This is a genomic window from Streptomyces sp. NBC_00239 (assembly GCF_036194065.1).
Lineage (GTDB): Bacteria > Actinomycetota > Actinomycetes > Streptomycetales > Streptomycetaceae > Streptomyces.
Genome location: NZ_CP108095.1, coordinates 509,820 through 533,612, shown reverse-complemented (window position 1 = coordinate 533,612; position 23,793 = coordinate 509,820). Strand labels below are relative to the sequence as shown.

22 protein-coding genes are annotated in these 23,793 nt (G+C 71.9%); 12 read left to right on the top strand and 10 right to left on the bottom strand.

The annotated features are described in order from the left end of the window. Nucleotides 1-292: 292 nt before the first annotated feature. The gene (locus tag OG764_RS02435; RefSeq protein ID WP_328966691.1) at nt 293-1,789 is read left to right on the top strand and encodes an IMP dehydrogenase; all 1,497 of its coding nucleotides are present in this window, start codon (nt 293-295) and stop codon (nt 1,787-1,789) included. Between the two features lie 74 nt (nt 1,790-1,863). Here the strand turns inward: OG764_RS02435 and OG764_RS02430 are convergent, their stop codons facing one another. Continuing rightward, a complete protein-coding gene (locus OG764_RS02430; protein ID WP_328966690.1) occupies nt 1,864-2,559 on the bottom strand; it encodes a hypothetical protein in 696 nt (231 codons plus the stop codon). Between the two features lie 377 nt (nt 2,560-2,936). On the opposite strand from OG764_RS02430, the gene OG764_RS02425 reads away from it, so the two are divergent. After that, nucleotides 2,937-5,009 (top strand): HelD family protein, encoded by a 2,073-nt coding sequence (locus OG764_RS02425; protein WP_328972856.1) that lies wholly within the window; start codon nt 2,937-2,939, stop codon nt 5,007-5,009. Between the two features lie 221 nt (nt 5,010-5,230). Here the strand turns inward: OG764_RS02425 and OG764_RS02420 are convergent, their stop codons facing one another. The 3 genes from OG764_RS02420 to OG764_RS02410 all read right to left on the bottom strand — a co-directional run bounded on the left by OG764_RS02420 (nt 5,231) and on the right by OG764_RS02410 (nt 7,257). Beyond that, a complete protein-coding gene (locus OG764_RS02420; RefSeq protein ID WP_328966689.1) occupies nt 5,231-5,482 on the bottom strand; it encodes a hypothetical protein in 252 nt (83 codons plus the stop codon). 91 nt (nt 5,483-5,573) lie between these two features. Further along, nucleotides 5,574-6,689: a hypothetical protein gene (locus OG764_RS02415; RefSeq protein ID WP_328966688.1), complete on the bottom strand. Its 1,116-nt coding sequence runs from the start codon at nt 6,687-6,689 to the stop codon at nt 5,574-5,576. Between the two features lie 316 nt (nt 6,690-7,005). Further along, nucleotides 7,006-7,257, bottom strand: coding sequence for a pentapeptide repeat-containing protein (locus tag OG764_RS02410; protein WP_328966687.1), 252 nt, complete (start codon nt 7,255-7,257; stop codon nt 7,006-7,008). Nucleotides 7,258-7,633: 376 nt separating this feature from the next. On the opposite strand from OG764_RS02410, the gene ligA reads away from it, so the two are divergent. The 3 genes from ligA (at nt 7,634) to OG764_RS02395 (ending at nt 11,393) form a co-directional block, all read left to right on the top strand. After that, nucleotides 7,634-9,682 (top strand): NAD-dependent DNA ligase LigA, encoded by a 2,049-nt coding sequence (ligA, locus tag OG764_RS02405; RefSeq protein ID WP_328966686.1) that lies wholly within the window; start codon nt 7,634-7,636, stop codon nt 9,680-9,682. Between the two features lie 254 nt (nt 9,683-9,936). Beyond that, nucleotides 9,937-10,671, top strand: coding sequence for a hypothetical protein (locus tag OG764_RS02400; protein ID WP_328966685.1), 735 nt, complete (start codon nt 9,937-9,939; stop codon nt 10,669-10,671). Nucleotides 10,672-10,856: 185 nt separating this feature from the next. Then, nucleotides 10,857-11,393: a GNAT family N-acetyltransferase gene (locus OG764_RS02395; RefSeq protein WP_328966684.1), complete on the top strand. Its 537-nt coding sequence runs from the start codon at nt 10,857-10,859 to the stop codon at nt 11,391-11,393. A 76-nt stretch (nt 11,394-11,469) separates the two neighbouring features. On the opposite strand, the gene OG764_RS02390 is transcribed toward OG764_RS02395, so the two are convergent. Both OG764_RS02390 and OG764_RS02385 read right to left on the bottom strand, forming a co-directional pair. Then, nucleotides 11,470-13,038: an alpha/beta hydrolase gene (locus OG764_RS02390; RefSeq protein WP_443056176.1), complete on the bottom strand. Its 1,569-nt coding sequence runs from the start codon at nt 13,036-13,038 to the stop codon at nt 11,470-11,472. Between the two features lie 130 nt (nt 13,039-13,168). Further along, nucleotides 13,169-13,579, bottom strand: coding sequence for a DUF4190 domain-containing protein (locus OG764_RS02385; RefSeq protein ID WP_328966682.1), 411 nt, complete (start codon nt 13,577-13,579; stop codon nt 13,169-13,171). Nucleotides 13,580-13,738: 159 nt separating this feature from the next. Here OG764_RS02385 and OG764_RS02380 point away from each other — a divergent pair, with 159 nt between their 5' ends. The 4 genes from OG764_RS02380 to OG764_RS02365 all read left to right on the top strand — a co-directional run bounded on the left by OG764_RS02380 (nt 13,739) and on the right by OG764_RS02365 (nt 17,533). Beyond that, nucleotides 13,739-15,031 carry a sensor histidine kinase gene (locus OG764_RS02380; RefSeq protein WP_328966681.1) on the top strand — a complete coding sequence of 431 codons (1,293 nt, stop codon included), beginning with the start codon at nt 13,739-13,741 and terminating at the stop codon, nt 15,029-15,031. Further along, the gene (locus OG764_RS02375; protein ID WP_443055843.1) at nt 15,028-15,759 is read left to right on the top strand and encodes a response regulator; all 732 of its coding nucleotides are present in this window, start codon (nt 15,028-15,030) and stop codon (nt 15,757-15,759) included. The genes OG764_RS02380 and OG764_RS02375 overlap by 4 nt, the downstream gene beginning before the upstream one ends. A 151-nt stretch (nt 15,760-15,910) precedes the next feature. Continuing rightward, a complete protein-coding gene (locus OG764_RS02370) occupies nt 15,911-16,756 on the top strand; it encodes an alpha/beta fold hydrolase (RefSeq protein WP_328972854.1) in 846 nt (281 codons plus the stop codon). A gap of 141 nt (nt 16,757-16,897) precedes the next feature. After that, on the top strand, nt 16,898-17,533 hold the full coding sequence (locus OG764_RS02365) for a VOC family protein (RefSeq protein ID WP_328966680.1): 636 nt from the start codon (nt 16,898-16,900) through the stop codon (nt 17,531-17,533). 79 nt (nt 17,534-17,612) lie between these two features. Here OG764_RS02365 and OG764_RS02360 read toward each other — a convergent pair whose 3' ends face one another. Continuing rightward, on the bottom strand, nt 17,613-17,840 hold the full coding sequence (locus tag OG764_RS02360; RefSeq protein WP_328966679.1) for a hypothetical protein: 228 nt from the start codon (nt 17,838-17,840) through the stop codon (nt 17,613-17,615). A 180-nt stretch (nt 17,841-18,020) separates the two neighbouring features. Next, nucleotides 18,021-19,313: an MFS transporter gene (locus OG764_RS02355; protein ID WP_328966678.1), complete on the bottom strand. Its 1,293-nt coding sequence runs from the start codon at nt 19,311-19,313 to the stop codon at nt 18,021-18,023. A 97-nt stretch (nt 19,314-19,410) separates the two neighbouring features. Between OG764_RS02355 and OG764_RS02350 the strand changes: the two genes are divergently transcribed. Further along, nucleotides 19,411-20,310, top strand: coding sequence for an ArsR/SmtB family transcription factor (locus tag OG764_RS02350; RefSeq protein WP_328966677.1), 900 nt, complete (start codon nt 19,411-19,413; stop codon nt 20,308-20,310). A gap of 60 nt (nt 20,311-20,370) precedes the next feature. On the opposite strand, the gene OG764_RS02345 is transcribed toward OG764_RS02350, so the two are convergent. Then, nucleotides 20,371-21,357 carry a tellurite resistance/C4-dicarboxylate transporter family protein gene (locus tag OG764_RS02345; protein ID WP_328966676.1) on the bottom strand — a complete coding sequence of 329 codons (987 nt, stop codon included), beginning with the start codon at nt 21,355-21,357 and terminating at the stop codon, nt 20,371-20,373. Nucleotides 21,358-21,438: 81 nt separating this feature from the next. Between OG764_RS02345 and OG764_RS02340 the strand changes: the two genes are divergently transcribed. Then, entirely contained in the window at nt 21,439-21,804 is a 366-nt protein-coding gene (locus OG764_RS02340) for an iron chaperone (RefSeq protein ID WP_328966675.1), read from the top strand. A gap of 121 nt (nt 21,805-21,925) precedes the next feature. Beyond that, nucleotides 21,926-22,783, top strand: coding sequence for a PhzF family phenazine biosynthesis protein (locus OG764_RS02335; protein WP_328966674.1), 858 nt, complete (start codon nt 21,926-21,928; stop codon nt 22,781-22,783). A gap of 109 nt (nt 22,784-22,892) precedes the next feature. Here OG764_RS02335 and OG764_RS02330 read toward each other — a convergent pair whose 3' ends face one another. Next, nucleotides 22,893-23,756: an alpha/beta fold hydrolase gene (locus tag OG764_RS02330; RefSeq protein ID WP_328966673.1), complete on the bottom strand. Its 864-nt coding sequence runs from the start codon at nt 23,754-23,756 to the stop codon at nt 22,893-22,895. Nucleotides 23,757-23,793 lie beyond the last annotated feature (37 nt).

Sequence of the window (23,793 nt, the reverse complement as noted above, 5' to 3'; positions counted from 1 at the left end):
TCCGCCTCCCGCCGTGCCGGCGGGCGGCTCCGCCCTCGGTGCCGACCCGGGAGTCGGCGCCTCCGCCGATCACCGGTGAAGAGGATCAAGATTCGTGCAGCGGCGGGGGAGTCGATAGGGTGCCAGGTCACGACCACACCCGGTTCGAACACGGGCAGGTCAGGGCTCTGCCGCAGTTCGTGGCACCTCCACAGCTGCCGTGCCGGCACCTGCCTGCCTGCCCGGTTCTGGGACACGGGTCGGTCTTCACGGCCGGGCAGTCGGGTTCCGGTCGACGGGTCAGGAGGAACGAGTGGCACAGGTCATCGCCGAGGTCTCAAGGACGTTCAACGAGTTTCTTCTCTTGCCCAACCGGACCCGGACCGACTGCTCGCCCGCGACGGTCAACCTGCGCACGCCCCTGGTGCGGCACGCCGTCGGAGAGTCGTCGGCGATCGAACTCGGCTCCCCGTTCACGTCCGCGATCATGCAGGCCGTCAGCACACCGGAACTCGCCATCGCACTCGCACGCAACGGCGGTCTGAGCTTCCTGCACCACAATCAGTCGATCCAGGACCAGGCCGCGGCCGTCCGACAGGTGAAGAACTTCAAGGCCGGATTCGTCACCAGCGACACCAACGTCCGCCCCGACGACAGCCTGAGCCACCTGGTCGCCGTCATGCAACGCACCGGCCACAGCACCGCCGCGGTCACCCACGACGGCAGCGCCACCGGCCGCCTGCTCGGCCTGGTGACCTCCCGCGACTTCCACCCCCAGCGCCACGACCTCGACGGACCGGTGAGCGGTCGGATGACCGCCATCGCCGAACTCCCGCACGCCGCAGCCGACACCACGCTCTCCGAAGCCAACGCCCGACTGTGGGACCAACGGCTCGACTGCCTCCCCGTGCTCGACGCCGAGGGCCACCTGCAGTACCTGGTCTTCCGATCCGACTACGCGGACAACAAGCGCTTCCCGAACCAAGCCGTCGACAGCGCCAAGCGCCTGCGCGTGGGCGCCGGCATCAACACCCACGACTACCGGGAGCGCGTTCCCGCCCTGCTGGAGGCCGGTGCCGACGCCCTGTGCTTCGACTCCTCCGACGGCTACAGCGACTGGCAGGCGCAAGCCCTGACCTGGGTGAAGAAGCACTACCCGGAGATCCCGACCGGTGGCGGGAACGTGGTCGACGGCGAGGCGTTCACCTTCCTCGCCGAGGCCGGTGCGGACTTCGTCAAGGTCGGCGTGGGCGGCGGCTCCATCTGCATCACCCGCGATCAGAAGGGCATAGGCCGCGGCCAGGCCAGCGCGGTCCTGGACGTCGCCGCCGCCCGGGACGCCTTCCGCGATCGCACCGGCGCGTACGTACCGATCTGCTCTGACGGCGGGCTGGTCCACGACTACCACGTGGCCCTGGCACTGGCGATGGGAGCCGACTTCGTCATGATGGGGCGTTACTTCGCCCGCTTCGACCAGGCGGCCGGCGCGAAGCTCCCCACCCGGGACGGCTTCGTGAAGGAGTACTGGGGCGAGGGCTCGAACCGCGCCCGCAACTGGCAGCGCTACGGACAAGGAGGCCAGGGCCTGATCTTCGAAGAAGGCGTCGACGGCTACGTCCCCTACGCCGGAGACCTCAACGAAGGGCTCGCCGTGACCATCGCCAAACTCAAGACCACGATGGTGTCCTGCGGCTCCACCACCCTTCCGGAGTTCCAGTCCACGGCCCGGCTGACCCTGGTCTCAGACCAGAGCTTCCAGGAGAGCCACGCCAACGTCACCCTGCGGGACACCCCGCCGACCGTCGCCTGACAGGCTCCCAAGAGCCGCGAACCGCTTGCGTGGGTGAAGGGCGGGCATCGGCCCGGGACGGCCGGGCCCGCCTCTCAGCTGCCGCTCAGCGGAGACGCCCACGTGGGGTCGTGCCGGGACCTCCTCGTGAGGTGGGCCAGCAGATGCTCCGCCGTGATGCAGGCAGTGTCCTGCGGCGCGCCGATGGCGGTCAGGGCGGCGATCAGCCTTGCCGATGCTGTTTCCGGCACGTCCGGGTCGGTGAGGAGGGGAAGCAGCAGCAGGAAGCGGGCGGCCGTTCCCTGGACGCCTTCGGCCGCACAGGACGGGCTGTCGGCGATCCGGATCAGGTCGAGCCATGTCAGCCCAGTGCCCGAGAAGTCTCCGCCGTCCCAACTGGCGATCTGTTCGACGCAGTTCCTTCCTGGATGGGCAAGGAGGTAGTCGGTGCCGCAGTCGCCGTCCAGGTTGCGGTAGACCACCACGGCTGCGGGGCCGTCTTCAGCCGGCACCCTGAACACCGGCCAGCGTTCAGGATCGAAGAGGACTTCGGACAGCTCATCGACATCGGCGCAGTCGTCCCCGAACCACTCCGGCACCGGGTGCTCGGCACACCCTCCGTCGCTGCACATCGCCAGCAGGTGGTTCGACCAGAAGCCCGGCCGGACCAGCAATGACTCGCCCGGCACCAGCGGGCTGACGTCGTATCCCTTGATCAGCACCCCTCGATCCTGCCACCAGCCACTGACATCGTCCGGTCCGGGATCGGCAAGGGGGCGCTGCCCGGTCACGCGAAAGGCCTTGACCGTCGGCAAACCCTGCCATCAGCCATCGTCGGATCTGATGGGATCGGCGCCGCAGGGCTCCGGATAGCCCGCGTTCATTGGACGCCCGCGGCGCCTGTCGACTCGCCGGGTCCTCCCCCGTTTTCCCGAGCGCGGCAAAACATCGCCGACATCCAAGGGCGGGATCGCCATAAGGCAGGCGGGCATAGGGAGCGCGATTGGCGATATGCGGAACGACGGAATGCGCGATACGCCATACCGTTCAGCCGCCATGGATTCAGCCAGTCGTAAGGCCATGGCTCGTCAAGCAAGTCAAGACTTATCTTCACGAAACTTTGACCGTATGGTGTGGCTCGAATCGAAGGAGCCCCCTGTTGTCGCAAATGAACGACCCCGCTGCGCGTGCGATTGAATCGGAGCGGGATTACGTTTCCTCCTTATACGAGTTGCTCACCGAGCGGCTTTCCGAGGCGCGAACACACCGAGCGAGTGTGCTGAAGGCCCCGGCGGAAAGCGCGGGTGAGGCATACGAGAGAGAAATCGCCGCCGAGCGTCTGGCCAAGGAAATCGGCCGGCTGGAGGGCGCCGAAAAAGGGCTGGTCTTCGGGCGCATCGACCGGACGGACGGCACGGCCCTGCGCATCGGGCGGATCGGACTGCATACGGAGGAGGACGACCTGCCTCTGCTCGTGGACTGGCGCGCGAACGCGGCGCGGCCCTTCTACGAGGCGACACCGGTCCACCCGATGGACCTGAGGCGGCGCCGGCACCTGCGCCTCGAGGAACGCACGGTCATCTCGGTGAGCGACGAACTGCTGGACGGGACCGCCCCGACCGACGAGGACGTCGTGGGGGACGGCCCGTTGACCGAGGCTCTGTCGGCACGGCGTACGGGCAGGATGCACGCGGCCGTCGCGACGCTGCAAACCGAGCAGGACGAGGTCGTCCGCTCCGCCCACCGCGGGGTGACCGTGGTGCAGGGCGGGCCCGGCACCGGCAAGACGGTGGTCGCCCTGCACCGGGCGGCCTATGTCCTGTACGCGTTCCCGCGCGCCGCGGAGGAGGGCGTCCTGGTGGTGGGCCCGAACGCCCGGTTCCTCGACTACATCTCCCGGGTCCTTCCCTCGCTCGGAGAGAACGACGTCGTTCTGGCGACCTGCCGGGAACTGGCCGGAGTGTCCACGGACACGGTGGACCCGTTCGATACGGCGCGTCTCAAGGGCGGTTCCGACCTCGCCGACGCCTTGGCCGCCCTGCTGCGCGCCCACCAAGCCCCCGCCGGTGACTTCACCGTGCGGGTCGGAAGGGACCTGGTTCACCTGTCCGGAGAGGAAGTCGCCAGGGCACGCGACGCCGCCGTGGCAGCCGCACCCGGACACAACCCCGCGCGCCAGGTGTTCAAGGAGCTCTTGGTCGACTCCGTCACCGACGCGATGCAACGGGACATGGGCGACCTCCTGGAGCAGATCGACGCCGATTCCGAAAGGATGACGGGCATCGACCTCGACCGGTTCACGGGAGCCGCCCAGCACCGTGCCGAAGGTGCGGCCGACTCGGGCCCCGTCCACGAGCTGGACCTGGACGCCATCCGCGCCGATCTCCTCGACGACGCCGGCGTCGACCGAGCGGTTGAGGTGTTGTGGCCGCGACTGGTACCCGGTGACCTCGTGAAGGCGCTCCTGACGGACGCCGGCGCTCTCGCCGAGCACCTGCCCCGCATGACCGCGCAGGAGCGGTCCCTTCTGCTGCGCGGTCCGGACGACCCGTGGACCGATGCCGATGTGCCGTTGCTGGACGAGGCGGCGAGCCTGGTCGACGGCCCACCCGAGCAGACGTACGGGCACGTCGTCGTCGACGAGGCGCAGGAACTGACCGCCATGCAGTGGCGGATGATCGTCCGCCGCTGCCCGGCACGGGCGATGACGCTGGTGGGCGACTTCGCCCAGGCCGGCCCGGTCGCGACAGCACGCGACTGGAAGGAAGCACTGAGCCCCCACGTCGGACCGCGGTTCAAACTGCACCACCTGACCGTCAGCTACCGCACCACGCAGGAGATCCTGGAGAGCGTCCGGGACCTGCTCACGCGGATCGCTCCCGACCAGAAGCCCACACGGTCCCTGCGCAGCGGCGAGCGCCCCCGCACCGTGACCACACCCCCGGACGGGTCGGCCGCCGCCGTCGTCCAGGAACTCCGCGCCCAGAGCACCGCGCACCCGGGCGAGCTCCTGGGAGTGATCTGCGCGGACACCAGAGTGAACGAGCTGACGGCCCGAGGCATTGCCCACCACGCCCGCATCGTGCCGGCGTCCGAAGCGCGCGGCCTGGAATTCGACGGGGTCGTCGTCATGTACCCCGAGGAAATCATCACGGCCCGCCCCGGTGGGGAGAGGGACTTGTACGTAGCCCTGACCCGGGCCACCAAGCGCCTGTGCACCATCACCGTCCAGCCCGCCTGACTACTCGGCGCCCGCGTCGTCGCCGCGGGCACACCCGGCGCGGTACGGACACCGGCCCGCGCGGGGGACTGCTCACCGCCCCACCGCGCGTGGCCGCGCCCGGCATCACGCGGCCCGGTCCAAGCCGACGACGCTCGGAGCCCCTTCGCGCAGCAGGGTGAAGTCGACGTCGAGCGTCCGCCGCCTTCATCCGGTCGGCGAGGTGGTCCGAACGAAACGGCTCAGCGGCCCGCGATGTACTGGATCTCCGGATGGCGCGGTGAGGCCCCCATGAGCAGGTTTGCGGTGTCGGGACGTCCGCGCAGCTGCGCGTCGAAGAAGGTCCGCACGGTCGCGCGTACGGCAGTGACCGCTCGCTCGGCCGGGATCGTGCCCAGCTGCAAGGGCAGGGGCATCCCCAGCTGCGGGCCGATGGCCACCAGGCGCTCGACAGCCTGAAGGAGACCCCGATCGACCGGCCTTGTGATCGTCAACTCCTCTGCATGCTAGATCATTTAGCCCGAGCCCTCGGCGCCACCCCCGCCGTGCCCGACCGTGCTGCCCCCCCGCTCGGCGAGCGGAAGATCAGAGGAAGTGGCGGACGAAGACGTCCGCCTTGCCGTTGGTGTCGCCCGGCACGATGCCGTCGACCGTGGACCGGAAGACGACGTCGTGCCCGCCGGCGCTGACCGCGTCGGTCCCCGCTGTCGCGGGCTGGACCGAGACGACCTCGTCGGTGCCCGCCTGCAGGTCGCGGAGCACGAGCGAGGGTCCGCTCGTGTCCTGCGGCGCGTACAGCAGGTAGCGGCCGGTGGGGTCGATGGCCACGCCCCGTGCGTTCGCCACTAGTTGGGCGGTCCCCGAGGCCACGTCATGGACGTAGGTGTCGGAGCCCGAAAGATAGACGATCTTGCTGCTGTCGTCGCTGAGCTGGACGAGCGCTGCGGCCTTGGACGGGCCCTCGACCGGGCCGGAGGTGGTGCCGGTGGTGCGGTCCCAGAGAAAGACGTCCCGCGTCTGGCCGTCCTCGTACGCGACATGCAGGCCGTCACCGCTGATGGACGGCCGGGAGGGAAGGGTGTGGCCGAGGTTAGCGACGGTCTGCTTGGTGCTCCAGTCCTGAACCTCGATGGTCTGACGGTTGAGCGTCGGGGTCCTCATGAGGATGGCGAGGGCGATGGAGTGGCCGTCCGAGCTCAAGGTCGGCTGGTTGCAGCTGTAGGCCGAGCAGTTCGCGGAGATCGCCTGGCCCGTGCTCACCCAATCCTGGCGAATGCGTACGTTCCTCATCCACTGGTGCGCGAACGCGATGAAGTCCCCGTTGCCGCTGATCACCGGCGGTTCGAGCGGGCTCTGAGAGCCGATCCGCTTGGTCTGCCCCGTCTGCTGGTCGCGGATGAACGCCCGGTCGCCTCCCGTCGCGGTGTCGGGCGTGAGGTTCGCAGCCGACGACGAGAAGACGACGTAGCGGCCGTCGGGAGTGATCGAGCCCCCGGCAGAGTTGCCGTCGGCCGGGCTTCCGTCGGCCGCGACGCTGATCCTTTCGACGGCGGTCGGGCGGTCGTCCGCGGCGCCCGCCACTTCCGTGGGCTCGGCCCATGCGGCTCCGGGCAGCGCCGCGGTGACCGCGCAGACCACGACCGCCGCGCTCAGGGCGGCCCGTACCCGTCTGGTGGTGCTGCTCTTCCCGCTTCCGCTCATTTTCCCCCCAGGCAAGACGCGGATTCTCCTCCGGTTCCCCACCAGAGGGACACGAGCATGCAACCGTCACGGCTCTGTGGGGTCAATGGGTCCCATGCCCCGGAGACACGGATTCGGCCATGCGGGAGCGGTCCGCTCCCATCGGCCGCAGCCGACGGTGACGCCCGCCCGCCGCCCGCCGCCCGCCGGGCCGGCTCCACCGGTGCCCCGAGCTGTGCCGTCGGCCCGACCGCGCAGCGTCCTCCCCGCCGACGCCCCGCGCCGAGGAGTCCCCACCGGCAAGTACGACGAAGGCCGTACGCCACCGGTAGGAACGTCAGCGCACGGAGGCCGGGAGGCCGCGCACGCCCTTGAGCGTGGCGCCGTCGAGCCGGGCGCCCGTGAGGTCGGCGCCCGTCACATTCGCGCCCGTGAGGTCGGCTTTGGAAAGGTTGGCCTTGGCGAGGTGGGCCCGCGTGAGGTCGACGTCGGTGAGATCCGCCCCGGACAGGTCCACGCCGGTGAGATCAACTCCCGAGAGGTTCGCACCGATGAGGTTGGCGCCCCGCAGGTCGGCACACGTGGCCACGGGCTGGGGCTCCTCGGTGCTGCCAATGGGAAGAAGGGAAAATTCCCCGCAGAACGTCGCCTTCCTGAGATCCGCGCCCGCCAGGAAAGCGCGGGTCAGGTCCGCGCAGGTCCCGGTCATCCCCTCATTGGCACACGCCGGGGCAGAACGGCCCGCCCGCCACACCGCACCTCCCCCCTATGGAGCCGCGCCGCGCGGCGGGTGTGGGTGCCGGAGTGACGGGTGGTCGGGGCGCAGGGACTGCTCGCCGTTCGCCTCGCGCACTTGTCGTGGGAGGGCGAGCGCGGGCTGTACGTCTCCGGACCACGCACCCGGGAAGAGGCCTCCCGTGCCTCGGCTGGCGGGTCCGGTGGCGTTGTCAGTGCGGGGCACGATGATGACCTTCATGACGGAAAACAGTGCCCTGCTCTCTCCTGCCGCCTACGCGGAGGCCGTGACCACCGCCCTGGCGGCGTCGGCCGCGTACTACGGCGACGGGACCACCCCGCTCGGTGACGACGAGTACGACGGGCTGCTGCGCGCCATCACGGCCTACGAGGAATCCCACCCGGACGAGGTGCTTGCCGAGTCGCCGACCGGGAAGGTGGCGGGCGGCGCCGTACAGGGTGACGTGCCGCACTCGGTGCCGATGCTCTCCCTCGACAACGTCTTCGACGCCGACGGGCTCGCCGAGTGGGCCGCAGGGCTGGAACGGCGTCTCGGGCACCCCGTGGCCGGGTGGTGCGTGGAGCCGAAGCTCGACGGCCTCGCGGTGGCCGCCCGGTACCGGGGCGGTCGTCTCGTTCAGGTCCTCACCCGCGGCGACGGCCTGGCCGGCGAGGACATCACCCACGCCGCCGACGCCGTCCTCGGCCTGCCCCCGGTGCTCACCCGGCCGATCGACGTCGAGTTGGGCGGCGAGGTGCTGCTGACGACCACGCAGTTCGAGGAGGCCAACCGGATCCGGCTCGACCACGATGCCACGCCCTTCGCACACCCGCGCAGCGGAGCGGCCGGCACCCTGCGGGCCAAGGACCGCCCCTACCGGATCGAGTTGACCTTCTTCGCGTACGGTGCGATCGGCCTGGGCGAGATCGGCCACGTCGCTCTGCTGGAGAACCTGGCCGTGCTCGGCGCGAACACGGCCGCCAGCACGGCCGCCGCTCCGATGCGGTGCGAGACCTTGGAGCAGGCGCAGGAACGCATCGACGTGATCGCAGGTCTGCGCGCAGAGCTGCCGTTCGGGATCGACGGTGTCGTCGTCAAGGCCGACACGGCCGAGGACCAGCGGCAGGCCGGCAACGGCTCGCGCGCCCCGAGGTGGGCGGTGGCCCGGAAACTGGCGGCCGAGCACAAGGTGACGCGCCTGCTGGCGGTGGAGTGGAACGTCGGCAGGACCGGGATCATCGCCCCGCGCGCCGTCCTGGAGCCCGTGGTCATCGACGGGGTGACGGTCACCTACGCCACGCTTCACAATCCGTCGGACATCACCCGTCGCGGGCTCATGATCGGCGACCAGGTGTTCGTGTACCGGGCCGGCGACGTGATCCCCCGGGTCGAGGCACCGCTGGTCGACCAGCGCACCGGTGCCGAGAGCCCGATCGTCTTCCCCGAGGCGTGCCCCCGCTGTGGCGACGCGATCGACGCCTCCGAGCAGCGGTGGCGGTGCGTGCGCGGCCGGAGCTGTCAGGCCGTGGCCTCGGTGATCTACGCGGCCGGCCGGGACCAGCTCGACATCGAAGGGCTCGGCGGCACGCGCGCGATCCAGCTGGTGGAGACCGGTCTGGTCAAGGACGTCGCCGACCTGTTCACGCTGACCCGCGAGCAGCTCCTCGGTCTGGAGCGGATGGGCGAGACCAGCGCCGCCAACCTCCTGGCCGCGATCGAGACGGCACGCGGGGCCGCATTGAGCCGCGTGTTCTGCGCCCTCGGTGTCCGCGGCACCGGGCGTACGATGTCCCGCCGGATCGCCGCGCACTTCGGCTCGATGGCCGCGATCCGGGCCGCCGACGCGGACATGCTGGCCGGGGTCGACGGGATCGGCACCGAGAAGGCCCGCGTCATCGCGGCCGAACTCGTCGAACTCGCCCCGCTCCTCGACAAGCTCCAGGCCCAGCGGGTCGGCACGCAGGTCACCGAGCCGGAGAAGCCCGCGACCGAAGGAGACGATGGCGAGGGCTCGGCGGGCGGCCCGCTGGCCGGACAGGCCGTCGTGGTGACCGGCTCCATGACCGGCCCCCTCGCGGTGTTGTCCCGGAACGAGATGAACGAGCTGATCGAGCGGGCGGGCGGAAAGGCATCGTCGTCGGTGTCGAAGCGCACCACCCTCGTGGTGGCGGGCGAGAAGGCCGGCTCCAAACGCACCAAGGCCGAGGAGCTGGGCATCCGCATCCTCGACCCCGAGGAATTCGCCGACCTCGTCGCCGGCCTCCTCCCCACCTCTTAGGTCGTCTCTTTCGGATCTCGCCGGTCAAGTCAAGCCCGCGGCGTCTGACACGGTGCATCACAAGGCGGAGCGTCGCAGCTCGTGCTTCTCGACACCGGCCGCGGGCCGCCCGGAGCGGGGCGTCGACTCGGCCTCGCCGAAATGTCGTGGTGGGACAGGGGTGTTGACCCTGACGTGGGATCAGGGTGGGCTCAGGGTCGGGCGGGGGATGTCCCCGGTGACGCGGGGTGGCGGCCGGCGGCACTGTGGGAGCCATGCAGACCACCATGCTCCGCCGCTCGGCAGCCGCAGCGCTCGCCCTGTCCGCCACCCTCACCGGTCTGGCGGTCACCCCCGCGCTGGCCGCCCCCACCCCCTCGTACGACTTCGGAGACTGCCCGGCCATCCCGGCCGGGGTCGACGCCGCCCGCTGGAAGTGCGAAGTGCTCACCGCCACCGGGTCCATGCAACTCGGGAACCGCTACATCCCCGAGCTGACCCCGATGACCATCACTCACGCCGAGGGCCCTTTGCCCGACGGAACCAAGGGCCAGGTGTGGGGAGCCCTGCGCGGCGGCCCGACACCCGTCCCCGGAGGGGTGACCGGCCACCCGTCCTCCGACCGCAGCCGCCTGCTTTCCCTCGCACTCCAGCCGGAGTACGGCGGCCGCTCCGACTTCTACTCGGTCGGTGAGAACATGGGCCTCTTCACTCTCCGCTACCGCGCAGTGAGCCCGCTCCTGCCCCAGAGCTGCGTCATAGGCGGGGGAGACACCCCCATCGAGATCCGCCTCAAGCGAATAGGCAGCTCGGAGTGGGTCTCGAAGAACCCGCCGGTGATCAAGTTCGCCGCGACCGACACTGCCTTCACCGTCCCGGCCGCCACCGGCTGCGGCCCTCTCGGAAGGCTGCTCAACGACCGCCTCGACCTCCCGGCGCAGACCGGCAACACCATCACCCTGTCCGCGCTGTACACCTTCAAGACCTACGATCAGCTCCCCGCACGCTGACCCCGCGTGCCGCGCCCGGACGGACCACGGGCCGGAGGCAACGGGGCCCGGGAGGCTGCCCATGACGAGTCCACGGCGGAAGCGGGTCGGCCGGGGGCCGGACCGGCGGGCGGCGGTGGCTGGATCAAGTCGCGGCTCGGAAGCAGAGCTTGGCCGGCCTGCGGGCGAGAGATCATCATGTGGGCATGACTGCGAACCACGCCTCCCCGGAACCGAGCGCCGTACGGCTCCCCTCGTACACGAGGGCGGATCAGGACGAGATCCTCGGAGGTGGCGACGATCCGTTCGGTGTTGCCGCGGTCGGCTTGACCTGGCTACCCAAGGAGGAACACTTCGGCATCCGACACGGCGACCGGCTCGTGGCGCACGCCGGGCTGCGCCGGCTGCCGGTCGCGCTCGGCACGGCCGAGACCGAGATGATCGGCGTCGGCGGAGTGGCCGTCGCGCCCGACGTACGAGGCCGGGGCCTGGCCCGGCTCGTGGTCGCAGCGGCACTCGACCACGCCCGCACGATGGGCCCCGAGCACGCGCTCCTGTTCTGCCGACCCGTTCTCGTGCCGCTGTACCAGCGCCTCGGATGGCACCCGCTCGGCCGGGACGTACGCGTCGAGCAACCCGAAGACCGTGTGGTGACCATGCCGTTGCACACCATGACCACGCCCCTGCGCGACGACGCGCACTGGCCTCCAGGCCCGGTCCGTCTGCTCTCCCTCCCCATGTGACCGGCGCCCATGCGCCGTGGGCTGCAAGGCCTTCCGCACCCACGGCTCCGCAGCGTGCTCGCCCCGATCGAGCCACCTACGGCCTGGGAGACGCTCGGCAGGTCAGGTCCTCGGCCGGGAGCCTGCCCGTGGTCAGGTAGACCGTGGCGCTCTTGTCCGCACAGGAGTTGGTGCCGTTGACGATGTGCCCCTCTCCGCCGGCGACGGTGACCATCCGGGAACCGCGCAGGGCCCGGTGCATGGCCCGGGCGCCGGCCAGGGGCGTCTGGGAGTCCCACTCGTTCTGCACGATCAGCACTCTGCTGCTGTTGTCCACCGTGGTCGCGGGCTCGCTGCCCGGCGTCCAGAAGGCGCACGGCTTGATGGTGGACGCGAAGTCGCCGTACAGCGGATACCGGGCCCTGTCGCGGATGGCGTCACCGCGGTACTGCTCGGTATCGCGCGGCCACGATCCGCGGGTGTCGGCGCACAGGACAGTCCAGGCGCTCGCGGCCTCGTTGTCCGGGGGAACGTCACGGCCGAAAGCCGACGCGGTCGGGGCCGGGGGCGGGGCCGGGGCCGGGGTCGGAGTCGGGGCCGGGGCCGGGGTCGGGGTCGGGGTCGGCCGAGGTGTGCCGGACGGGTCCGGCTTTCCGCTCCCGGCCGTCCGCTTCAGCCCGGCGACCCATTCGGCGGCCTTCCGGACGCGGAAGAACGTGGCGCGCCCGGCGCGGATGCCGTCCCCGGTGAGGAGGGTCCCGTTGTCGTCGATGGGCCTGCGGTCGGCCCGGGCGACCAGGTCCCAGAAGGTCTTGCGGACCTCGGCCGGGGTGCGGCCCAGGCGGTACGTCGCGTGCCGCCGGGCGGCCCATGCGCTCCACCGCACGAAGGCGGGCTCGGTCGCCTGCGCCATGCTCCGGAACATGCCCCGCCCGTACCCCGCCGGGTCCACCGCACTGTCCAGTACGAACCGGTCGGCGCGCCGCGGGAACATCTGCGCGTAGACGGCGCCGAGGTAGGTGCCGTACGAGAAGCCGAGGTAGGAGATCTTCTCCTCGCCCAGCACGGCACGGATGACGTCCATGTCCCGAGCGGTGTTGCGGGTGGTGAGGTGCCGCAGCCTGTCGCCCTCCCGGGCCCGGCACTTGGCGGCCACCGCGCGTGCCCGCCGCACGTCCTTCGCGAAGGTCTCGGCCCGGTACGCGGGCTCCGCGTCCTGCTCGTCGCGCGTCAGACCGCAGCCGACGGGGGAGCTCTGCCCGACACCCCGCGGGTCGAATCCGATGAGGTCGTACTGCCTCTTCACCGCCGGGGGGATGCTCAGCTCCGGTCCGACCGGCAGATTCAGTCCCGGCCCGCCGGGGCCGCCGGGGTTGAGCAGCAGAACACCGCGACGCTCCTTCACGCTGCCTGCCCTCAGCCGGGATATCGCGATGTGGGTCTGCTTGCCTCCGGGATCGCCGTAGTCCAGCGGCACCTTGAGCGTCGCGCACTGATGGGTGGCGGGGTTCTTCGCGTCGCATCGCTGCCACCGTGGCGTCTGTTGCGCGTACTGCCACAGAGGGTCCTTGGCCGTCGAGGCCTCGGACACAGAAGAATCGGGTACGGAAGAGGCAGTTGCAGGTGTCAGTGCCGACAGGAAAGTTGCCACGGCGCCGGCGGCCATGAGAGATGCCATGCGTGTGTTTCGCACAGTGCTGCTCGTCCTTGCTCGGTAGGGGCTGACCGGTCCTTCCGCCCTCATGGGTGCGGAACGTCGGCGAGGTGGTCGAGGACGTGACGCCGCCCGTCGCCGGTCAATTCCCGGTGAGCTGCTGGCGCACGCACTGCGTGTACTGCCGGACGCCGTCGGGCCGGTAGCACTCCTGCGTCTCGTTGGCGTACCAGACGAGGAAGACGGCGACCAGGACGGACACCACGATCGCGATGGCCGACGTCACCACGCCGGTGAGCGCCTTGGCCCGGCCGGTACCGGTCCGCTTGGCCGTCGTCAGGGCGACGACGCCCAGGATCAGGCCGACGCCGCCGAACAGGCCACCGATGAAGACGACCGACGTGCTCAAGCCGATGACGCCCAACACCATGGCGGCCCCGGCCAGGCCGTTGTTGCCGCCCGGAGGCCGCATGCCGTAGCCGAGGCCCTGAGGGCCGCGGGAATACGGGTCCGCCTCAGCGGCCCCAGTCGATGCCGTGTGATTCGGCGACATCGCCACTCCTTGCGTGTTCATCGGACGTCCTCCGGTCGACTGTTCAGGGCACGATCCTGGCTTCCGGGGTCGCGGATGCGCATCGCGGGAAGGCGGGAGAAGCTGCTCCCTCGATCGGGGGAGGCCATCGGTGAGCCGCCCGGTCATACTGGGCCGATCATGATCAAGGGACTCCGGCCGCTGCTGCGCGGCTCCACGTACTCGGGCATGCTGTTCGCCTATTGCGGCGCGTTGGCGAGCCTTCCACTGGTGCCTTTCGCACTGCTGCCGGCACTGGCGTGGCCCTCCGCTCCCTACGGAGTGCAGGCCGTCCTGGTCCTCCTGGTCTGGGCGGCACTGATCGGTCTGGTCGGGCTGGCCCGCACCACGCGGCGGGCGCTGATCGCGTTCGCCCGCCGACTTCTGCGGGTGCCGTTGCCGGACCCTGTGACCACACGCCGGCCCACGAGCTCCCGCGGCACCCGGCCGACTCCTCCCACTCCGGCCCCTGCCGTGCCGTCCGGCGCCGACCATTGGCGGACTCCCCTCTGGCTGCTGCTGCACGTAGCACTGGGGTGGACCGGGGCACTGGCGAGCGGTGTGCTGATCCTCATGGGCATGGCCCTCCCCGGGGGTTGGCTCGGCGCCGAAGCCGGGCTGAGTCTGTTCGGCCGGTCGCTGCGGTCCGACGGCGGAGGATGGCGGAGCTGGGTGGTGGCCCTCGGCTGCCTGCTGCTGGCGGCGGTCGTGTGCGCGGTGGTGACGAGCGCGCTGCGCTGGCTGGCGCCGAGGCTCTTGGGTCCTTCGGCGGCCGAACAGCTCGCGCTGATGGCCGAGCGGGAGCAGCGGCTTGCCGAACGCAACAGGCTGGCCCACGAGCTGCACGACTCGATCGGGCACACGCTGACCGCGACCACGATCCAGGCGGCGGTGGCGGGCGAGGTGCTCTCCGCCGACCCGGTGGCGGCGCGAGCCGCGCTGCGCAGCATCGAGGAGTCGGCCAGGGCCGCGCTGGAGGACCTGGATTACGTACTGGGCGTACTGCGCGAGGAGAAGGCGGAGACGGCACCGACCCGGACCCTGGCCGACCTGCCCGAGCTGCTCGACCGGTTGCGGCACGCGGGCGCGGTGCTGGAGGTGGAGCTGTCGGGCGAGACGGCGCAGGTGCGGGGGGCGCTCTCCCGGGCCGCGTACCGGATTCTCCAGGAAGGGCTGACGAACGCGTTGCGGCACGGGACGGGCGGTCCGATCGGGGTCCGGGTGGCGGTCGCGCCGGACCTGCTGGAACTCGGTGTGGTCAACGGGGCGGGCGCGGGCATGCGTACGGGCGCGGATGTCTTCCGAACGTCCGGGCACGGCCTGCCCGGGCTGGCCGAGCGCGTGCGGCTGCTGCACGGTGAGATCGAGGCCGGCCCGGACGGACCGCAGCACTGGCGGCTGGCGGTCCGGCTGCCGGTACGGGTGTCGGCATGACCGGCTCCGAGGCGGAATCGCCGGTTATGACGGGCGCGGGCTCCGGCCACACCGCCACCAGCCCCGCCCGTACCCCCGTCACGCTCTTGATCGCGGACGACGACGCGGTGACCCGCAGCGGTCTGCGCACACTGCTCTCGGCGCAGCCGGGAATCACGGTGGTCGGGGAGGCGTCCGACGGGGTCGAGGCCGTCGAGCAGGTGCGGCTGCTGCGGCCGGACGTGGTCCTGACGGATGTGCGGATGCCCCGGTGTGACGGGATCGAGGCCACCCGGCGGCTGCTCGCCGAGTCGGCCGGACCGCCGAAGGTCGTGGTGATCACCACCTTCGAGAACGACGGCTACGTGACCGCCGCGCTCAGCGCAGGGGCCAGCGGGTTCGTGCTCAAGCGGCTCCCGGTCCCGCAGATCGCCGAGGCGGTACGGGTAGTGGCGGCGGGGGAGGCGATCCTCTTCCCCGCGGCCCTGCGCCGGATGGTCGCCGCCCGCCCGCTGGACGGTGCCGAGGCGTTGCCGAAGGCGGCGCTGACGGAGCGGGAGGAGCAGGTGCTGCGGTCGATGGCCACGGGCCTGTCCAACCCGGAGATCGCACGGTCGCTCATGGTGAGCCTGGAGACGGTGAAGACGCACGTCGGGAACGTGCTGACCAAGCTCGGTGCGCAGAACCGGACCCACGCGGTGGTGATGGCCTACGAATCAGGTCTGGTGGTGCCGGGATTCCCCGGCTGACGCGCGACACGGCCCGCGTGATCGCCACCGTTCCGGGTGCCGCTCGGTCCGAGCAGCGTCTGCCCGTCGAACCGACCCGAGAGGAGGCGGTGCCGGGCCGTCGGGAGATACGCTCGATGCAGGTGTCGAACACTGCGAGGCCGTGAAGCCCATGGGAGTGCATCCCGCCGCAGAAGGCCGGTTCCGTCATCGAGGGGCGGAGTTCGTGTACGACGATGCCGGTCACGGCCCGCTCGCCGTGTACGCGCACGGCGGGTTCGCGAGCCAGGCCCAAGAGGACCGGATGGGCCTCTTCGACTGGGCGCCCGTCCTGGACGCCGGGCGGCGCCTGGTCCGCTACGACGCCCGGGCGCACGGCCGGTCCACCGGCCGCCCGATCGCCGCCGACTACACCTACGCCTCCCTTGCCGACGACCTCCTCGCCCTGCTCGACCACCTGGGCGCCGCGGAACCGGCCGTGGGCATCGGCGCCTCCATGGGGTGCGGTACCGTCCTGCACGCCGCCGTCCGGGCGCCCGACCGGTTCTCCCGGCTGGTCCTGCTGGTCCCGCCCACGGCGTGGGCGACCCGTGCGGCGTACGCGCGCGCCAACACGGCTGCGGCCGACGCCGTTGAACAGCAGGGGGCGGAGGCCTTCCGGGCCGCTGAGGGGCGGGACGTCCGCCCTGCGGTCGTAGCCGACGTCCCCGATCTCCCGCCGACACCCGACGAGCGGGTCCTGCCCGCCGTGCTGCGCGGCCTCGCGCTGTCGGACCTGCCCGCGCCCGCCGAGATCGCCGGGCTGCGCCATCCGGCCCTGATCCTGGCCTGGGCAGGTGACCGCGGCCATCCGTTGGCCACGGCGGACGCCCTCGCGGCCTGCTTGCCCGACGCGCAGCTGCGCGTGGCGCGGACGCGCGGCGACATCCGGACGTGGGGAGAGCACATCGCGGAATTCCTCAGGCCGAGGCGGTCGCCGGCCGCAGACGAGGAGGGCGATCCCGTCCCTCCGAACTAGAGCCGAACTAGAACCGAACCAGAGTCCGTCTCTTGCCGGGACAACGATGATCGATCCGCTCCACGGCTGGATCCACGGCGGACGCCGGGGCGGCGGGCGTGGCGTCGGGATTTGTGCGGGTTGTCGGGTGATGATGGCGCAGTGCGACTTGATCACGTGTCCTATGCGGTGGCCCGCGACAGCTTCGTCTCGACTGTCCAGTGGATCGGATCGGCCCTCGGCGCCGGGTTCGTCGACGGGGGCGTGCACCCACGATTCGGCACCCGCAATTTCATTCTCCCGCTGAGCGGCGGCACCTACGTCGAGGTCGTCACCACACTCGACCACCCCGCCGCCGACCGCGCACCCTTCGGCCAAGCGGTCGCGCGCCGCGCCGCCGAGGGCGGCGGCTGGCTCGGTTGGGTGGTCTCCGTCGACGACATCGCCCCGGTCGAGGCCCGCCTCGGCCGCACCTCGGCCGAGGGCCACCGTGTCCGCCCCGACGGGCTCGACCTGAGGTGGAAGCAGATCGGCCTGCTGGAACTGCTGGAGGACCCGCAACTGCCCTACTTCCTTCAGTGGCTGGTCCCCATCGAAGAGCGCCCGAGCGCCGACCCGCGCACCTCCACCACCATCCACGGGGTCTCCATCGCCGGCGACGCCGCCTCCATCGCCGAATTCCTCGGCGAACCGGCCGACCACCCCCTCGACCAGATCGACGTCACCTGGGTCGAGGATGAGGAACCGGGCCTGGTCTCGGTCGAGTTCGCCACCGCCCACGGCCCTGTCACGATCTGACCAGGCCCGACTGCCCCGCGGGAGCAGCCGACTGGGGTCTCCTGGCCGGCGCGTGTCTATTTTGGGCCGGCGACGGTACCTAGTCGGGCGGCTCCTGGCCGGGGGCATTGCCGGGGCCCGCGGGTTCGCCGGTGTCCTCGGGTTCGCCGGTGTCCTTGGCCTTGGGCTGCGGCTCGGGCTCGTCCGGGACGGCGGGTGCGGCGGGCTGGTCCGGAGCCTTCGGGTCGGGGGGCGGAAGGTCCGGGGTCACGGCATCGGGGTTCTCGGGGACCGGGCGCGGGGCGCCGGGGGCCGGGGTACTGGTCATCGCGGTCCTCCTCCGGTGCGCGGCGGGTCGCCGCGCGTCGTGGCGTACCGGTCGCCTACCCCGGTTCGCCCGAGCGACTCGCCTGCACCGGTGGTACGCGTAGTGCGTACTGCCGGTGGCGATCGCGGGGCGTTCCGTCACAGGGTGCTCCCCCGATCGGTGAGGCGGCGGGGCCCGGGGTCAGCCGCCGAGGTGGCGGGTCCGGCGCAGCGGCGACAGCAGCAGGGGCAGTACGGCGCACAGCTCGGCCGCCGCGCCGGCCCACAACGTCGGCCGCGTGCCGTAGTGGCGGCCGAGCAGACCTCCGATGAGCGCACCCACCGGCATCACGCCCCACACCACGAAGCGGACCGTCGCCGTCACCCGCCCCAGCAGTTCGGGCGGGCACGACCGCTGGCGCAGCACCACCGCGGTGATCTTGAACGGCATGAAGGCGGCCCAGCCCAGGCCCTGGAGCGCCACGGCCACCGCGAGCCGCCAGTCGGCCTGGAAGAACGGCACCGCCGTGAGCCACAGCAGCCCGCTGAGCAGGACGGCTCCGCACATCGCAGGCCCCTCGCCCAGCCGCGCCGCCACGCGCGCGGTGAGCAGGCTGCCGAGCAGCCCGCCGATCGCCTCGGCCGTGAACACCAGCCCGCACCAGAGCGGTGACAGGCCCAGCTCGCCCGCGAGCAGCACCATCAGCACGGCCGCACCGACCGTGCCGCACAGGTTCGACACCGCGGCGGCGAGGGTCACGGCCCGCAGCAGCCGGTCCCCGAACACGAACCGCAGACCGGCCACGACCTCCGCACGGAGGCCCGCCGCGGCAGGAGCGCGGTCCACCCCGGCCGGCGCCGGCCCGGGCACCGTGCCCGGACCGCCACCGGCTCCCCGTATGCGGGAGAGCAGAACGGCGGAAGTCAGGTAGCTGAGCGCGTCGAGGGCCAGGACGAAGGGCGCCGCCAGGACGGCCAGCAGCAGCCCGCCCGCGCCGGGGCCACCGGCCTGGACGATGTTGCGGGTGGTCTCCAGCCGTACGTTCGCCGCCACCAGCTGCCCGCCGTCGACGAGCCGGGGCAGTGCGCTCTGGGCGGCCACGTCGAAGAACACGGTGCAGCAGGACAGCCCGAAGGCGACCACGTACAACTGGGGCAGCGTCAGGACACCGAGCAGCGCCGCCACCGGGACCGAGGCGAGCAGCGCGGCACGGCCGAGATCGCCCGCGATCATCACCCGGCGCAGGCGCGACCGGTCCACCCAGGCGCCCGCGGGCAGCCCGAAGACGAGGAAGGCCAGGTACTCGCAGGCCAGCAGCAGGCCCGTCTGGAACGGGCCCGCCCCGAGCGCGCCGATGGCGAGGAGCGGCAGTGCCGGCAGAGTGACGGCGGTGCCGACCTGGCTCACGGTGTCGGCGGCCCACAGGCGGCGGAAATCGGACGGGACCGCGGCGCGCCGCGTACCGACGTCGGGGCGAAGGTGAAAGAGGGTCATGACCCGTGAGACCACCACCCACGGGGATCCCGGACCATTGTTTTAGTCTGGGCGAAAACATTGTGCCGGGCAGTGCGGGGGAAAGGCGGGCAGGTCCGTGGGAGAGGTGCGTTTCGCGGTGGACGACATGGTGAACCTGAGGTTCGCCGTCTCGCCCCTGTGGGAGACCGTCGCGGCGCTCGGCGCGGTGACCGATCCGGGGCGGCACGCCGTGCACCTGCCGTGGATCAAGCAGGCCCTGGCGGCCGGCGGACCGCCGCCCGCCCCGGGCTTCGGCATCGGCCTGCACCCGGACACCGTGCCGCCCCCGCGTTGCCCGCTGGCCGAGATCGAGGAGGAACTGGCCACCGTGGCCACCGAGTTCCCCACGAACACCGCGTCCGGCCGCGCAGCCGCCGGCCCCGACGTCGAGCCCGTGCTGCGCTGGTGGCGTGCGGCGGTGCGGCCGCACTGGCCGCGGATCCGGGCCGTACTGGAGGCCGACATCGCCCACCGCACCCGGCAACTGGCCGAAGACGGCATCGGCGAGGTGCTCACGCGGCTGCACCCCGCCCTCGCCTGGACGGGGGACCGGCTCGTCTCCCGCGACCTGCCCGCCGGCGAACACGCTCTGGCCGGGTCCGGAGTGACCCTCGTCCCCAGCGCCTTCGCCGACCGCTGCCGGCTGGTGGCCGGCCGCGGCCCGGTACCGCCGTGCGTGATCTACCCCGCCCGCGGCATCGGAACGCTCTGGGAGCGGGCGAGCACCGGCGACGGCCTGCCCCGGCTGCTCGGCCGCAGCCGGGCGGGCCTCCTCGCGGAAGTCGCCGCCCCGGCCACCACCACCCAGCTCGCCGCCCGTACCGGCCTGAGCCCCGGCGCGGTCTCGCAGCACCTCACGGTCCTCCGGGACGCGGGCCTGGTCACCGGACACCGCTACGGCCGAGAGGTCCACTACGTCGCCGGCCCCCTCGGCCACGCCCTCCTCGGCGGCGCCGGACCGCAGCCCGCCGGCTGACCCGTTCCGGCGATCGCCGGCCGCGGCATCGCAACCCGGTGAACCGTGCCGCTCGCAGCACTAGGGGAGCGTGCCCGGACCGGACGGCTGCCCGACGCGGTGCCGTCGCAGAGACAGGACCAGCCCGCCGGCCGTCACGAGCCACATGCCGAGCGCGATCCACAGCAGCACCAGCCCGGTGGAGTGCATCCAGTCGAGGCCTGCGACCGCCGCCGCGGACAGGCAGGCCACGGCGGTCATGCCCAGGGGGAACACGGTGGCCCAGCGGCGGATGTCGTACGACGGGCGGGGCCAGCGGGCCTCGGCCGTCAGCAGGACGACGTACCACGCCAGGGCGAGCACGATGAGGGTCACCGTCACGGCCCGCAGCGCGGTGTGCCCGCTGCCCGCCCACTGGGGCAGGGCGAGGAGCTTGGACCCGGCCAGCGCCGAGATCGCCAGTGCACCGCCCGCGATCCACTGGTCCCCGCCGCCCTCCCGGATCTGCCGGAAGTCGAAGCGCACCAGCGCCTCGGCGTAGAGGAGCAGCCCCAGGACGAACGCGGCGAGGGCGGCGTCCCCGAGCCAGGGGACGCCCCCGGTGAACGCGGGTGCGGGACCGGCGGCCAGGGTCGCGGCGAGGACGGCGGGGCCCTGCGTGGCCACGCACACCAGGAAGGCGGACCCGGGCATGCGCCGGTGCCAGCCGCGGACCACGGTGTAGAGGAGCACCGGCCAGATGAACGTGGCCACCGCGAGCAGCGCGTACGCCACGCCCGTCCAGCCGAACTGCGAGCAGCGGACGCCCACCACGGTGGTGGCGGCCACGGCCGTCAGCGCCGGCGGGGTGTCGGCGTCCGAGCGCCACCGCCGCCGGTTGCCGAGCAGGCGGACCAGGAATTCGCCCGCCAGCAGCACCCAGCCCAGTCCGGACAGGGCGAACAGGACCAGGGAGACGGCCTCGTGCCCGGCCAGCCGCAGGCCGATCGACAGGGTGCAGGTGGCCATGACCGCGGCGCCCGCGGCGGGCGGCAGCTCAGCCCACCACGGGCCGGTACGGTCGTACATCCCCCCAGCGGACCCCACCGCACCGGCCTGCGCCACCCGAGCGCCGCCCCCGACCCGCGCACCCCCCGGTAGGCTCGGCCCATGGTGCGGAGCGAGAGCGTGGACGTCGACGGCTACCTCGCCGAGGCGGCCGGACAGCGGCAGCCGGCCCTGGCACGGCTGCGCGACCTGTGCAGGGGTGAGCTGGCCGGGTTCACCGAGGTGATGAGGTACGGCATGCCGGTGTACGAGCGGAACGGCACGGCCGAGATCGCCTTCGCCGCCCAGAAGCAGTACATCTCGTTCTACCTGATGCGCACCGACGTCCGGGACGCCTTCGCCGAGCGGCTCGCCGGACACGACATGGGCAAGGGCTGCCTGCGGTTCAGGAAGCCGGAACAGATCGACTTCGACCTGGTGCGCGACCTCCTCAGGGCGACCGCCGCCGCCCCGGGGAACAGCTGCTGACGGTCACCCTCCCGCCGGAGAGCAACGACAAGAGGGCCTGCCGGCGCAGTGGCTCCGCGCCAGTCCACCTTTCGCGAATTGGCCTTGGTAGGGCGTGCCGGTGCATCCCTACGGTCCTGACATGCGTATTCATGTCGTCGATGCCTTCACCGACCGTCCTTTCGCAGGGAACCCGGCGGCCGTGTGTCTCCTGCCGGCCGGGGAGTGGCCGCAGGACTCCTGGATGCTCCGGATCGCGGCCGAGATGAACCAGTCGGAGACCGCGTTCGCTCTCCCGCTGCCCCCGGCAGCCGATGCCGCCGCCGAGTGGGCCATCCGATGGTTCACCCCGCTCGTCGAGTCCCGACTGTGCGGCCATGCCACGTTGGCCACGGCACACGTGCTGCGCGTTGAGCGCGGAATCATCGGCACCGTGCGGTTCATGAGCCGGCAGCACGGCGTCCTCGTCACGCACGCCGACGAACGCGGCAGCATCACGCTGGACTTTCCCGCAGGGCCCAGAACCGCCGTGCCCGTGCCGACCGGGCTGTTCGAGGCGCTGGGAACCACCCCCGAGGCCACGTTTCGTTCCGATGGAGTCGGCGATCTGCTGACCGTCCTGTCCGATGAGGCCGCTGTCCGAGCCGTGACTCCCGACATGGACGCGGTGGCGGCTCTGACGCGCCGCGAGGGCCTGCGCGGCGTCATCATCACGGCTCCGGCGGCCGAGGGGGGTGGGGAGTACGACTTCGTCTCCCGCTTCTTCGCGCCGGCCAGAGGCATCCCCGAGGACCCGGTCACGGGCAGCGCCCACACCGTGCTCGCCCCCTTCTGGTCGGCGCGGCTCGGCCGCAACGAGCTCACCGGCCTCCAGGCGTCCGCGCGTACGGGCCTGGTCCGCACGGCCGTGCACGGCGACCGCGTGCACCTCACCGGCAGCGCTGTCACGGTGCTGGACGGCACCCTGCACGCCCACCAGGGCTGGCGCTCCGGATCATGAACGAAGCTGCCTCGGGTGGTCGAGCACGGTCCTCGTCGCACGCGCCGGCCGGGGCAGCAGCCGGGCGGGCACGCCGGTCGGCGCGACCGCCCCGCTCCGGGTCGTGGGGTCAGCTTCCGGGGCCGTCCGCCTCGCCGTTGGAACCGCCGATCAGCCAGGCGAGCATCGCGGGGGTGGCGTCGAAGTGGCCGCCGTGCCCGGCATCGGCCTGTCGGGTCAGCGTTGCCGTCGGCATGCGTGCGGCGAGCCACTCGCCGTGCGCAGGGGGCACCAGGGTGTCGAGGCCGCCGTGCCAGATCCGCGCCGGGACCGTGATGTCCGCCGGGTCGAATCCCCATTCCGTGCCGAAGAGCGCGGTGACGTCGTCCACCCAGCCGTCCAGTCCCGGCCGGACCGCTTCGGCGAACGCCGGGCCGATCATCGCGCTGATCTCCGGTCGGGAGAGGACTGCCTGTTCGATCTCGGGCAGCGGCGGAAAATCGGCCGTTCCGAGGTTCGCCAGGTGCTCGTTGACGGCTCGCCTCCCGGTCAGTGCCACGGCGGCGCTGTGGCGGTTCCCCTCGCTCATGTCGGCGGTCCAGTCCAGCCCGGCCGCGTCACGCGGCGCCAGGCTCGCCAGCGCCCCCAGCCGTGTCACTCGTTCGGGATACCGGGCAGCGACGGCCAAGGCGTGCGGGCCGCCCCCGGACACCCCGAACACCGCGAAGCGCTGCATGCCGAGTGCGGCCGTGATGGTGGCCACATCGGCGGCGGCGTCGACGACCCGGCGCCCCGGCCTCGGCGTGGAACCTCCGAACCCGGGCCGGTCATAGGTGATCAGCCGGATGCCGAGCTCGTGGAACAGGGAATCGTCCGGGTACCGGGCCAGTCGGCTCATCGGGCTGCCGTGCAGGTAGACGACCGGTATCCCGGTGGGGTCGCCCCATTCCTCCACCGCCAGTGTCCGACCGTCGTCGGTGATCAACTCGTGCATGGCGGCAAAGCTAGCCTCGGCGCTGATCGACGGCCAA

Bases quoted from the DNA above. Each gene is read 5' to 3' on its own strand.
- OG764_RS02425 (WP_328972856.1), top strand. From the start codon at position 2,937: ATGAACGACCCCGCTGCGCGTGCGATTGAATCGGAGCGGGATTACGTT.
- OG764_RS02415 (WP_328966688.1), bottom strand. From the start codon at position 6,689: ATGAGCGGAAGCGGGAAGAGCAGCACCACCAGACGGGTACGGGCCGCC.
- ligA (WP_328966686.1), top strand. From the start codon at position 7,634: ATGACCTTCATGACGGAAAACAGTGCCCTGCTCTCTCCTGCCGCCTAC.
- OG764_RS02400 (WP_328966685.1), top strand. From the start codon at position 9,937: ATGCAGACCACCATGCTCCGCCGCTCGGCAGCCGCAGCGCTCGCCCTG.
- OG764_RS02395 (WP_328966684.1), top strand. From the start codon at position 10,857: ATGACTGCGAACCACGCCTCCCCGGAACCGAGCGCCGTACGGCTCCCC.
- OG764_RS02390 (WP_443056176.1), bottom strand. From the start codon at position 13,038: ATGGCCGCCGGCGCCGTGGCAACTTTCCTGTCGGCACTGACACCTGCA.
- OG764_RS02385 (WP_328966682.1), bottom strand. From the start codon at position 13,579: ATGTCGCCGAATCACACGGCATCGACTGGGGCCGCTGAGGCGGACCCG.
- OG764_RS02380 (WP_328966681.1), top strand. From the start codon at position 13,739: ATGATCAAGGGACTCCGGCCGCTGCTGCGCGGCTCCACGTACTCGGGC.
- OG764_RS02375 (WP_443055843.1), top strand. From the start codon at position 15,028: ATGACCGGCTCCGAGGCGGAATCGCCGGTTATGACGGGCGCGGGCTCC.
- OG764_RS02370 (WP_328972854.1), top strand. From the start codon at position 15,911: ATGGGAGTGCATCCCGCCGCAGAAGGCCGGTTCCGTCATCGAGGGGCG.
- OG764_RS02360 (WP_328966679.1), bottom strand. From the start codon at position 17,840: ATGACCAGTACCCCGGCCCCCGGCGCCCCGCGCCCGGTCCCCGAGAAC.
- OG764_RS02355 (WP_328966678.1), bottom strand. From the start codon at position 19,313: ATGACCCTCTTTCACCTTCGCCCCGACGTCGGTACGCGGCGCGCCGCG.
- OG764_RS02345 (WP_328966676.1), bottom strand. From the start codon at position 21,357: ATGTACGACCGTACCGGCCCGTGGTGGGCTGAGCTGCCGCCCGCCGCG.
- OG764_RS02340 (WP_328966675.1), top strand. From the start codon at position 21,439: ATGGTGCGGAGCGAGAGCGTGGACGTCGACGGCTACCTCGCCGAGGCG.
- OG764_RS02335 (WP_328966674.1), top strand. From the start codon at position 21,926: ATGCGTATTCATGTCGTCGATGCCTTCACCGACCGTCCTTTCGCAGGG.
- OG764_RS02330 (WP_328966673.1), bottom strand. From the start codon at position 23,756: ATGCACGAGTTGATCACCGACGACGGTCGGACACTGGCGGTGGAGGAA.